This is a genomic window from Erysipelatoclostridium sp. An15, assembly GCF_002160675.1.
GTDB lineage: Bacteria > Bacillota_I > Bacilli_A > Erysipelotrichales > Coprobacillaceae > Thomasclavelia > Thomasclavelia merdavium.
In genome coordinates, this window is record NZ_NFLA01000063.1 from 1 (window position 1) to 12972 (window position 12972).

11 protein-coding genes are annotated in these 12972 nt (G+C 29.3%); 8 read left to right on the top strand and 3 right to left on the bottom strand.

The genetic code is table 11. The features are described from left to right. Positions 1-579: 579 nt before the first annotated feature. From B5E92_RS13635 to B5E92_RS13660, 5 genes are all read left to right on the top strand, one after another. Positions 580-1071 carry a hypothetical protein gene (locus B5E92_RS13635; RefSeq protein WP_087303125.1) on the top strand — a complete coding sequence of 164 codons (492 nt, stop codon included), beginning with the start codon at positions 580-582 and terminating at the stop codon, positions 1069-1071. 582 nt (positions 1072-1653) lie between these two features. Continuing rightward, entirely contained in the window at positions 1654-2418 is a 765-nt protein-coding gene (locus tag B5E92_RS13645) for an SDR family NAD(P)-dependent oxidoreductase (protein ID WP_087303127.1), read from the top strand. Then, a complete protein-coding gene (locus tag B5E92_RS13650) occupies positions 2418-3701 on the top strand; it encodes an MmgE/PrpD family protein (RefSeq protein ID WP_087303129.1) in 1284 nt (427 codons plus the stop codon). Before B5E92_RS13645 ends, B5E92_RS13650 begins: the two co-directional genes overlap by 1 nt. A 73-nt stretch (positions 3702-3774) precedes the next feature. Then, positions 3775-4608: an oxidoreductase gene (locus B5E92_RS13655; protein WP_087303131.1), complete on the top strand. Its 834-nt coding sequence runs from the start codon at positions 3775-3777 to the stop codon at positions 4606-4608. A 31-nt stretch (positions 4609-4639) separates the two neighbouring features. Continuing rightward, positions 4640-5620: an aldo/keto reductase gene (locus B5E92_RS13660; RefSeq protein WP_087303133.1), complete on the top strand. Its 981-nt coding sequence runs from the start codon at positions 4640-4642 to the stop codon at positions 5618-5620. Between the two features lie 50 nt (positions 5621-5670). Here the strand turns inward: B5E92_RS13660 and B5E92_RS13665 are convergent, their stop codons facing one another. From B5E92_RS13665 to feoB, 3 genes are all read right to left on the bottom strand, one after another. Further along, on the bottom strand, positions 5671-7281 hold the full coding sequence (locus B5E92_RS13665) for a nucleoside kinase (protein ID WP_087303135.1): 1611 nt from the start codon (positions 7279-7281) through the stop codon (positions 5671-5673). 143 nt (positions 7282-7424) lie between these two features. Further along, complete coding sequence (locus B5E92_RS13670) at positions 7425-8366, bottom strand: NAD(P)-dependent oxidoreductase (protein WP_087303137.1); 942 nt, start codon at positions 8364-8366, stop codon at positions 7425-7427. Positions 8367-8485: 119 nt separating this feature from the next. After that, positions 8486-10834 carry a ferrous iron transport protein B gene (gene feoB, locus B5E92_RS13675; protein ID WP_087303139.1) on the bottom strand — a complete coding sequence of 783 codons (2349 nt, stop codon included), beginning with the start codon at positions 10832-10834 and terminating at the stop codon, positions 8486-8488. 243 nt (positions 10835-11077) lie between these two features. Here feoB and B5E92_RS13680 point away from each other — a divergent pair, with 243 nt between their 5' ends. The 3 genes from B5E92_RS13680 to B5E92_RS13690 all read left to right on the top strand — a co-directional run. Next, positions 11078-11683: a histidine phosphatase family protein gene (locus B5E92_RS13680; protein WP_087303141.1), complete on the top strand. Its 606-nt coding sequence runs from the start codon at positions 11078-11080 to the stop codon at positions 11681-11683. A 139-nt stretch (positions 11684-11822) separates the two neighbouring features. After that, the gene (locus tag B5E92_RS13685) at positions 11823-12587 is read left to right on the top strand and encodes an EFR1 family ferrodoxin (protein WP_087303143.1); all 765 of its coding nucleotides are present in this window, start codon (positions 11823-11825) and stop codon (positions 12585-12587) included. Positions 12588-12604: 17 nt separating this feature from the next. Beyond that, positions 12605-12972: aldo/keto reductase (locus B5E92_RS13690; protein ID WP_143357594.1), on the top strand; the 368-nt coding region annotated here is incomplete at its 3' end.

Sequence of the window (12972 nt, forward strand, 5' to 3'; positions counted from 1 at the left end):
AGTTAGTTAAATGATTTTATTAAAAAGTAGTTATGATGAAAAAATATATGATAGGACTTTGGTATTTTACAAAATTTAATAAGAAATATTTTTGTGGAAATTTTTTCTACAATATTGTTTGTTGCTTATTTACTATCTAATCTAATCGATTTAGTAAATATAGTAGCAGCTATTTCAGTATACATGGTTTTATGTGTAATACTATTTGTATCGTTTATGTAAGGGCTAAAGCACTGTTTGATTATTATAGACATATTAAGTTTCCAAAGAAACATCAAGATAATTTTATTTCTATCGATGATGATAACATTATTTCTAATTATAATGATAGAAAAATTGAGTTTTGTTTTGTATTGTTGTGAAAATAAATGTAGTCATTAACAGCTGGAAAAAATAAAAAGAATATTAAAAAAATCAAAGAATCTAAACATAGTTCCAGGTATAAGGAAAATAATTTAAATTTGCTTATGATTATTAATAATATAAAAGATATGATTAGTTATTTTATTTAAGAATTATATATAATTTTTTAGTATAGTCTTAATATTGTTTTATAAAATCAGAAAGGAGAACATCTATATGAAAAAAATATATCGTTCTATAATTCTTATTAATAATAAAAAGAAAACTGCACCGTTTGTACATGATTTATTATCATATGATTGTAATTTTAGAAATGATGATATTGAAGTGAAATCTAGCAGTATAATAAAAGAAGATAATTTCTTTATTAAATACAAAACGATTGATAATATTACATTATCTTTGTGTAGCCGTATTGGTAGTTCAGGAACTATCGGATATACAATGACACCTAGCTTAAAATATCATATTGATTTTATTATTAATACTAAAGATTATTCATCTTATATTTTTGAAATTGAACCGACAACTAAAAGTACAGATATTATAAAATATATTAAAAAATTAAATATAAATTTAATTGATGAATTTAATATTCAATCGCTTTTATCGAATTATGATACTGCTACTTTTGATAAATACATGGCAGAGCATTTCAATAATATTGCAAAAATTTATAATTTAGATAATCCTAGAAAAAAATATTAACAAGAATTGCTAATTGCTAGCTAAAAATATATTTAATATGAAACAAATTACTTGTAATATATATTAAAATAATGAAAATGATAGTAGTAGTACATAAGAACTTGTTAAATAATTGTGTTTTTATCATTTTTCATTAATTACTAGTTGATATCTGATTTCAACGAAAATAGTAGATGTATTAAAAAATATAAGTAAAAATGCGGGTTTTATTATCCGCATTTTTATTAACAAAGTGATTGCCACGTGCTATGCACGTGGTAAGATTTTAGCTTTAGCGTTAAGAATAAAAACCTCCAATGACAAGATATATTTAGCCTGGCAGCTGAATATAAAATCAAAGGAGGATGTCTAATGAAAGACAAAAACAGTTTATCACATACATCATATCGATGTAAATATCGTATTGCTATTGTATCAAAATATAGAAGAATGATTATAGATAAAATAATTTTTAGTTTTTGATTAGAAAAAAGTTATTGACTTATAGTTAACTATAAGTATTAGGATTAATTTAGATAAAGAATTTATAAATTAGTAATATAGATTATTGATTTATTTTTAAAAAGCAAAGGAGGAAAAAAGATGAGATTATCAGGAAAAATTGCTTTAATAACCGGTGGTGGTACTGGTATTGGATTAGATATTGCTAAAAAATATGTTGAAGAAGGTGCTTATGTCTACATTACTGGTAGAAGAGAAAATAAGTTGCAAGAAGCAGTTTCAACAATTGGTAAAAATATTGATTATGTCGTTGCAGATGTAACAAAAAAAGAAGATATGGAAAAAGTAGCGGAGAAAATTAAAAATGAAAAAGGTAAGCTAGATATATTAATTGCTAATGCAGGTGTTGGTAATTATATAGCTATTGAAGATGTTACATTGGAAGAGTTTAATCGGGTTATGTATACTAATGTTTTAGGAACATATTATTGTGCTCAGGTTTGTTTGCCATTAATGAAAGAAGGTTCAACAATAATACTTAATACTTCAGTAACAGCTTCTTTAGGTTTACCAAACTTCAGTTTATATATAGCAGCAAAATCAGCAATGAAATCATTTATTCATACCTGGACAAATGAATTAAGAGATCGAAAAATCAGGGTAAATGCTTTAGCACCAGGAATTATTCCAACTGATGCAGCAGGAAAAGAGTTAGGAAGAGATCCCCAAAAAGAAAAAGAATTACAGGAATATCGAGCAACACTTATACCTGCTAATCGGGTTGGAAATGTTAAAGATATTTCTAATGCAGCTATCTTTTTAGGATCAGATGAATCTAGTTACGTTAACGGTATTGAGCTATTGGTTGATGGTGGATTAGCTGCTATTTATCCGGTGAAATTATAATGAGTGAATTAGAATTATTTGGCGAAGAATTAGTTGATTTTATTGAAAAAACTGACTTACAAAAAATTCCTGAGTTCTTTTATGACGCATTATTAAATTATCTGGGTGTAACATATTTAGGAGCATCACATCCGGCTATTACGGTTGTAATAAATACATTATTAGAAGATCATCAAGGCACTTATCAGCCATTTAATAGGAAAGAAAATGTTTCATTAGCTGATGTAGCATTGATAGATTGTTTTTCATCAGCAGTTTATGCTTATGATGATATCCATTTTGAAACAACAACTCATCCTTGTGGAATCGTTATTAGTGCTATTTTAGCATTTGCTAGAAAAGAGCAACTTTCAATAAATGAAACTTTAAATGCTTTATATATTGGTATGGAAACTGAATGTTGTTTAGCTACGGTGATGTTTGATAAAAAGGCTGAAAGTAAATCAGGATGGTATACTAGTGGAATTGTTGGTGGTTTGGCAGTAGCGGCAGCTTTAAGCCATCTATACAAATTTGATCGTAAAAAAATCAAAAGTGCATTAGCTTTAGCTAGTAATTATGCTTCTGGAATTCGCGGCAGTCATGGTTCGATGGCAGGGAGTTTTATTCCAGCGATTGCCTGTAAAAATGGTTTTATAGCAACAATGCTTGTAAAAAATGGAATGACGTGTTCTTTTGCATCTTTGGTAGGTGAAAATGGTTTAATTAAACAGATTGCGGCTAAGCCTGCACTACAAAAAGCTCGTAAAGGACAATTATCATTAAATACATCATGTAAGCCATATCCTTATGGATTTATCTCATTTAGTGCTATTGCATTACTTTTAAAAATAGATATTGATTATCGAATAATTGATAAAATAATTGTTGAAGTTTCTTCAAGGGTAAAAAACTTGGGTTCCAACTTTTCGCCTCAAAATATGTATGATGGTCTTGTATCATTGCCTTATATTATTGGACATATATTAGTTGATCGAAAAAATGGATATTTACCATTAAACAATAATTTTATTATTACTGATGATGAACAAGAAATTATAAATAAAATTGCTATAAAAGAGAATTCTAAATTATCCGATGATGAAATTTATATTTCCATAAATGATAAAAAGTATTATTTAAAGGATGCTCCAGGATCAGTTAATCATCCAATGACTCATGATGAAGTTATTAATAAATTTAAAACTATTACGGACATAAAAAATAAAGAAGAATTTATTGAAAAATTATATCATCAAGATATAACTGACATATATCAATTTATTATTGAAAATTTTTTATAAAAATCTATTGACTTAGAGTTCACTATAAATACTAGAATATAATTAAAGTTAGACATAAATAGGAGGAATAAAAATGAAAACATGGTTAATTACAGGATGTTCAAGTGGTATTGGAGCAGGTATTGCTAAGGCAGTATTAAAAAGTGGTGAACAAGCAGTTGTAACTGCTAGAAATAAAGATAAAGTTATGGATATTGTTAAAGATTATCCTGATACAGCTTTAGCGGTATCATTAGATGTTTGTGATAATGAAAGTATTAAAAATGCAGTAAAAGAAGCAAATGAAAAATTTGGAACAATTGATGTATTAGTAAATAATGCGGGATATGGTTATCGTTCAGCAATTGAAGAAGGAGAAGTTGAAGCAGTTCAAACATTATTTAATACTAATGTATTTGGTCCAGTTGAATTAATGAAAGCTGTATTACCTGGAATGAGAGCTCAAAAATCAGGTTTTATCATTAATGTAACATCAATTGCTGCTGCTAGATCAGCAATTGGTTCAGGATATTATGCTTCATCAAAAGCAGCATTGGAATTACTTACAAATGGTTTAATGAAAGAAGTTGCTCCATTAGGAATTAAAGCAATGGTTGTTCAACCTGGTGCTTTTAGAACAAGATTTTATGATGGTGAATCATTAAAAGGATCAGCTACTGAAATTGGTGATTATGCTCAAACTGCAGGTAAAACAAGAGTAGGACGATTTGAAAATAAACATGCCCAACCTGGTGATCCTGACAAAGCTGGTGAAGTTATTGTTAAAGTGGTAAATGGTGATGAACAACCTGAAATTTTATCATTAGGTAGTGATGCTGTAAAGGCAGTAAAAGCAACTTTAGAAGCAAAATTAGCTGAATTAGATAAATGGGCTGATGTATCAGCTTTAAGTGATTATGATAAATAATATAGTTTAAATAGTTGAGGTGGAGGAAATTATGAGAAAAGTACAATTAGGAAAAACTGATATGTATGTTAATGTAATTGGTTTAGGATGTATGGGGTTATCACACGCAAGTGGAACACCAACACCAAAAGATGAAGCAGTAGAAATTTTGAAAAAAGCTCATGAAATTGGATATGATTTTTATGATACTGCTGAATGTTATACAGGTGTATATCCTGATGGATCTATTAGTTATAATGAAGAAATTGTTGGTGAAGCAATTAAAGATTTTAGAAAAGATGTCATTTTATGTACAAAATTTGGAGTAACTCATAAAGGTGACCACTTAGAATTAGATAGTTCTCCAGAAAAAATTAGAGCATCATTAGAAGGTTCTTTAAAAAGATTACAAACAGATTATGTTGACATTTATTATCAACATCGTATCGATCCTAAAGTTGAACCAGAAGTTGTTGCTGGGGTTATGAAAGAATTAATTGAAGAAGGAAAGATTCGTGCCTGGGGAATTTCTGAAGTTAACGAAGAGTATTTAAGAAGAGCTCATGCTATTTGTCCAGTAACTGTTATTGAAAATAGATATTCAATGATGGCTAGATGGCATGAAAATTTAATGCCAGTATGTAAAGAATTAGGAATTACTTATGTTGCTTTTTCACCAATGGCTAATGGAGCATTAACAGGTGCTTATCAATCAAAGAAAGATTTTGGAAATGGTGATCAGGATTTTAGACCTGATATGCCTCAATATAGTGATGAAGGAATTAAAAAGACTAATGAATTATTAGAAGTAGTTGATAAAATTGGTGCTAAACATAACGCTAATAGTGCGCAAATGTCACTTGCATGGATGATCAATAAATATGATTTTATTATCCCAATTCCTGGCTCTAGAAAAGTAGAAAGATTAAAATCTAATTTTGAAGCCGGAAATGTTGAATTAAGCGAAGAAGAAATTAAAGTTATTGATGATAAATTAAATTCAATGGAATTTAAAGTATTTGGTGGACATTAATATCATTAGTAAAACCGCTGTAACAAGTTGTTGCAGCGGTTATTTTAATATTATTCAAAAATACTATTTCCTACAAACTCAGCTAATATTGAAACTTGAGGGACTTCTACTTTAGCGCTGACAAAATAATCCAATAGTTTATTTAATCGATTTGCTTCAAGATATTCTTTTTCACCAGTGCCAATTTGTGATAACAATTTTTGGGCGATTGGTTTTAATATCGCTAATTCATAAACCATCGAAGTATTAAATATGTAGTCAGCTTCTTCTTGATATGGATAAATATACTTATCTTCACCATTTTTGACATTTTGCCAACGGCTAATTGTTTCTTTAGCACTAGAATTTCTAAATTGAAAATCACGAACAATACGTCGAATTAAGCGATAATCGGAGGTTGCAATTCGATTATGATCATCATAATTTAAATGGGTCAAAGCATTAATATAAATTTTAATTTTGGCAGTATTTGGAATATAGAAAGATGTTCGAGGATTTAGACCATGAATACCTTCAATTATTAAAATCTGGCCTTCTTTTAATAAAATTTCTTGATCATTATATTCTCTTAATCCAGTTTTAAAATTATAACGAGGCAAGCATACTGGTTCATGATAGATTAATTTTAACATGGTTTCATTAAATAATTTTAAATCAACTGCCTCAATATTTTCATAATCATAGCTGCCATTAGGTAATTTGGGAGTATCTTTGCGATTTAAATAAAAATCGTCCATCGATAATGTAACAGGTTGCATACCTAATATTTTTAAATGGATACCTAGACGTTTAGAAAACGTCGTTTTCCCAGCCGAACTTGGTCCCGCTATTAATATTATTTTGACAGTATCTTTTCTTTGAACAATATTATAGGCAAGTTCAGCTAATTTTTTTTCAATCATTGCTTCAGACATTAACATTAATTCATTTATATTACCTTGAACAATTTTTTCATTTAGTTTAGCGACAGTAGGAACACCAATTAATTGACCCCAATCTTCATACTCTTTCATTATTGTAAAAAGTTTAGAATATTCTAGTTGAACATCATATTGACCTAAACGAATGCCGGGAGCAAAAAATTGTAAAGAAAAATGATTTAAATAAGAAGTATCAGGAAGCATAAAACCATAAAAATAATCACTAAATCCTTCTAATGTATAGACACTACAGTTTTCTTTTTTTCGATAGTGTAATAATTCAGCTTTATCTTCTAATCCATGTTGTTTAAAAAAATTAATAGCTTCTTCTTTTGGTAAACTGCAATGAGTAATTTTAGATTTTTTTGTAACTAGTTTTTGCATTTGCAGTTTAATTTTCTCAACATCTTTAGGGGTTAAATGATTTTCTTTTTCAATTGTACAATAAAGTCCATCTTGAAAAGTAAATTCAACAGTAATTTTAGCGTCATTAAATAACTGCTTAGTAGCAACAATAAATAAAAAAGTTAAAGTGCGTTCATAGATTTGTTTACCCGTTATACTAGAAGCTAATACCCATTCTATAGTAGTATCCTTATCAATTATTTCTTGTAGTGGCTTTAATTTACCATTAACAATTCCTGCATATATTTTTTGATTTATAAAATATTCTTTTGCAATTTGCTCTAATGTTGTTGCCTGGTTAATGTTTATAATTTGTTTATCGACAATGAGTTTCATTTTATCACTCCTTGATTTTAATGTACCACATTTAAGGAAAATTTTTAATGAAAAAGTAAGATATTTATATTGTCATAGTTATTTTGTGATAATTTTTATTAAAATAGATTTTAAAATAAAAAATCGATTTTTTAGATCGATTTTTAGACTTTATTTATATGTTGTCCTTTTAACCAGGCATAAAGATTATCAAAAACTATATCAGCTCTTTGAATCATTGATTCTTTTGAAGCAAAAGCAATATGAGGAGTAACAATAATATTAGGACAGTTTAGTAAAGGATGCTCTTTAGTCAATGGTGGTTCATTTTCAAAAACATCACAAGCTGCTCCAGCGATAGTTTTATTTTTTAAAGCTTCAGCTAGCGCAAGACTATCGATTACACCACCACGAGCTGTATTGATTAAAATAGCTTGTTTTTTCATTAATTTTAATTCATTTTCACCAATCATTCCTGTAGTTTCTGGTGTTAAAGGGCAGTGTAAAGAAACAATATCTGATTGTTGTAACAAGGTTTGTAAAGATACTTGTTTATCAATGTATGGATCGTTAACTTGACTGCGACTATAAGCTATTACATGACAGCCAAAAGCTTTACAAAGCTGGGCTGTTTTTTTACCAATCGCACCAGCACCAATAATACCTACAGTTTTATTGTTTAAAAGATTACCAATAAGACCGTCTTTAGTACCAGCTTGACGACATCTTTGTTCAACTTCACGAACATGTCTTAATAGTTGAATCATAAAACTAATACATAATTCACTGACAGCTTGAGTAGCATACCCGGAAGCATTGCTTACAGCAATATTTTTATTTTTTATAACATCCATTGGTAAATGATCAACGCCGGTAAAGGCAACATCAATATATTTTAATTTAGGAGCACTTTCAATTACTTGTTTATCTAATGGCATATTTGCAAGCATTAATATATCAGAGTCTTGACAGCGCTCAATTAAAATATTTATATCATTACTTTTTTGATAAGCTATAAAGGTGTGACCCATTGATTTTAGTTTTTCACTATGTTGATCAATAATTTGTTTTGAAACACCTAAGTCTTCTAATAATACAATTTTCATATTTATCATATCTCCTTTATTTATTGGTTTAATTGTATCACAAAAATCAGTTGATAATAAATTGAATAGAAAAAAATTGAAGTGAACTTCAAAAGTTGAAAACACTTCAATTCTTTGTTTTATAATATTATTATACCAATAGTATATACTAAAAATGCAGCAACCCAGGCAATTAAACACTGACCAAAGACAACTAATATAGCCCATTTACCGCCAAGCTCTCTTTTAATTGAAGCAATAGCAGCTACACATGGTGTATAAAGCAGACAGAAAATTAATAAACTTAGTGCTGCAAGCGGTGATAGTGCACTTACTAAATTAGCTGTAGATTTAAATAAAATAGAAATAGTTGAAACAACACTTTCTTTAGCCATAAAACCAGTAATTAAAGCTGTAGAAATACGCCAATCACCAAATCCTAGTGGGGCAAAGATAGGGGTAATCCAGCTAGCAACCATTGCTAAGATACTATCTTGTGAATTAGTGACAAGATTTAATTTAGTGTCAAATGTTTGTAAGAACCAGATTACAATTGTAGCGATAAAGATAATTGTAAAAGCCCTTTGTAAAAAATCTTTAGCTTTTTCCCATAATAACTGTGCTACGTTTTTAGCACTAGGTAAGCGATAGTTTGGTAATTCCATTACAAATGGGACCGCTTCACCTTTAAATAAAGTTTCTCGCATTAAAAGAGCTACTAAAATACCAACCAGTATTCCGATAAAATAAAGACCAATCATAAATATAGCTCCATGTTTTGGGAAAAATGCCGCTGTGAAAAAAGCATATATTGGCAGTTTTGCAGAACAGCTCATAAATGGTGTTAATAAAATTGTCATTATACGATCTCTTTTAGAAGGAAGAGTTCTACTTGCCATAACCCCAGGAACAGTACAGCCAAAACCAATCAACATAGGAACGATACTTCGTCCAGATAATCCTAACTTTCTTAACAATTTATCCATGACAAAGGCAATTCTAGCCATATAGCCACTATCTTCTAGTAATGATAAGAAAAAGAATAGGGTAACAATTGTTGGTAAAAAGCTAAGAACACTACCGACACCATTAAAGATACCGTCGATAATTAGTGAATGTAAAACTTCATTTACATTGGCGTTGATTAAAGCAGTGCTAGTTAGCTCTGTTAAATAACCAATTCCCATTTCTAACAAGGTTGATAGACCAGCTCCAATAACGTTAAAAGTTAACCAGAAAACTAAAGCCATTATGACAATAAAAGCTGGAATTGCAGTATATTTACCAGTTAGAATTTGATCGATTTTCATACTGCGTAGATGTTCTTTGCTTTCTTTTGGCTTGATAACTGTATTATCGCAAACATTAAAAATATAATGGAAACGCATATCGGCAATAGCTGCTAAACGATCTAAACCACGTTCAGATTCCATTTGGGTAACGATATGTTCAAGCATTTCTTTTTCATTTTGGTCTAGTTTTAATTGTTCTAAAACTAGTGGATCTCCTTCAGCTAATTTACTAGCAGCAAAACGAAGAGGAATATTTGCTTTTTTTGCATGGTCTTCAATTAAATGCATGATTGCATGTAAACAACGGTGAACGGCACCGCCGTGGTCATCAACATCACAAAAATCTTGACGACAAGGACGTTCCTGGTATTTTGCAATATGAATTGCATGATCGATTAATTCTTGAATCCCTTCATTTTTTGCCGCCGAAATTGGAACTACAGGTATTCCAAGCATCTCTTCCATTTCATTAACAAGAATGGAACCACCGTTTTCATGAACTTCATCCATCATATTTAATGCTAAAACCATAGGAATATCTAATTCCATTAATTGCATTGTAAGATAAAGATTTCGCTCAATATTAGTAGCATCTACAATATTAATGATACATTTAGGATGTTCTTCTAAAATAAAACGTCTAGTAACAATTTCTTCACTTGAATAAGGTGATAGAGAATAAATACCTGGCAAATCAGTTACTAAAGTATTTTTATAACCTTTTATTTTACCATCTTTACGATCAACTGTTACTCCAGGAAAGTTACCAACATGTTGTGAAGAACCAGTTAATTGATTAAAAAGAGTAGTTTTCCCACAGTTTTGATTTCCAGCTAATGCAAAAGTTAATAATTCATTTTCATCTAAAGGATTTTCTTCACTTTTAAGATGATATTTGCCATCTTCTCCAAGTCCAGGATGAAAGATTTGTTTTATATTTTTAGGCTGTTTAGGCCTTGATTGTTTATCATGGATATTTTCAATAGTAATTTTATTAGCATCGTCGTTTCGTAATGTTAATTCATAACTATGGATTCTAACTTCGATTGGATCACCCATTGGAGCATGTTTAACCATTGTTATTTCACTACCAGGAATTAATCCCATATCTAATAAATGTTGACGTAAATCTTGATTACCATCAACGGAAACAATTGTTGCTGTTTTACCAATTGGTAAATCTTTTAATGTTTTCATATTAACCTCCTTAATATAATGACTATATTAAATGTTATTTTTCGATTTCTTTAATAAAAGTAGTATAAAATTATCAATTTATTTAGTCAAGACTTAGTGATAGTAGATATTTGTTTGTTAGTACTTTTAAGTAATAAAATTAGCTATCAAATTAAAAAAATATTTAATTTGTGCTATGATATAGTAGGATGCGGTCAATTTTGGATACATGATGGCTTATTAATTTAATAGGAGTGTAAAATAATGAAAAAAACTTTATATTTAATGCGACATGGACAGACTTTGTTTAATTTGCAACATAAGATTCAAGGATGGTGTGATGCACCGTTAACACAATTAGGTATTGAACAAGCAAAAATTGCTGGTAAATATTTTAAAGATAATAATATCACTTTTGATCATGCTTATTCTTCAACTTCAGAAAGGGCAAGTGATACTTTAGAAATTGTTACTGATGGTAAAATGCCTTATACTAGATCAAAAAAATTAAAAGAATGGAATTTTGGTTCATTTGAAGGAAAAGACGAGTTTTTGAATCCTAAATTCCCATACGGTGATTTCTTTGTTCAATTTGGTGGTGAAGGTGAACAAGAATTCCAAGATCGAATTTCTCAAGCGTTATTAGAAATAATGCAAAAAGAAAATCATCATGTTGTCTTAGTTGCAAGTCATGGAGCAGTATGTGGAAGCTTTATGCGCAAGTGGTTAGCAACTAGCAAAGTTGAATATAAAGCTGGAATCGGTAATTGCGCTATCTATAAGTATGAATTTGAAGATGACGTTTTTACTTGTGTTGATATTATTAAACATGACTTCAGTCATTTATTTAATGATGTAATTGGGAAGTAAACAGCTTTTACTATGCGTCTAATTAATAGTACAATGTCAAATCGATATTGTACTTTTTTTATTGGCTTTTATAAAATTAAAGTAACAAAAGTGATATTAATCTATTAGGTTAAAAATTTAATAATTAGGAGGAAAAAGAATGTTATTTTATTTTACAGCGACGGGAAATAGTTTATATGTTGCTAAACAATTTGATCAAGAGCCAATTAGTATCCCTCAGGTAATTAATCAAGAAAATTTAGTATTTGAAGATGAGACAATAGGTGTCGTTTGGCCAGTTTATGCTGGAGAACCACCAAAAATGGTTTTAAACTTTTTGAAAAAAGCACAATTTAAAACAGATTATTTTTATATGATCTTAACTTATGGTAAAGATGATAGCGATGCTCCAGAGTATATAAATAATTTATGTAAAGAATTTGGTTTACATGTTGATTATATTAACTCAATTTTAATGGTTGATAATTATCTACCTTCATTTGATATGAATGATCAAATGGCAATGGACAAACAAGTAGATAAACAAATTAAAAAAGTATTAGCAGACTTAAAAGCTAGAAAGAAAGAAATTCCAGTTGCCAGTCAAGAAAGTCGTGATTTCCATCAAAGAGCAGCTAAAATTTTTGCTGAAAATCCAAGTTTGATTAATGGAGAACAAATTAAAGTAACTGACAAATGCGTTGGTTGTGGAATTTGTGTGCGGGTTTGTCCAATTGCTAATTTTTATGTTGAAAATGGAAAAGCTAAAAGACATAGTGAAGTTTGTGAATTTTGTTTAGCATGTGCTCATAACTGTCCACAAAAAGCAATTATTACAAGTATCTCTGATAAAAATCCTAATGCAAGATATCGCAATGAACATATTAGTTTGCAAGAAATAATCAAAGCTAATCAACAAAGCTAGAAAAGGAGGATAAAAATATGGAGTTTGTAACATTAAACAATGGTGTAAAAATGCCTAAAGTTGGATTTGGAGTATACCAGATTAAAGCTCACAAGCAATGTAAACAAGCATTATTAGATGCAATTGATGCTGGTTATCGTTTGATTGATACTGCACAATCTTATGGAAACGAAGAAGCCGTAGGCAAAGCAATTCAAGAAACATCAGTTCCAAGAAATGAATTGTTTATTACAACTAAAGTATGGGTCACTAATTATGGATATGAAAAAACAAAAGCTTCAGTAGAAGAATCTTTAAAGAAAATGCAATTAGATTATATTGATTTAGTATTATTGCATCAACCATTCAATGATTACTATGGAGCATATAAAGCATTAGAAGATTT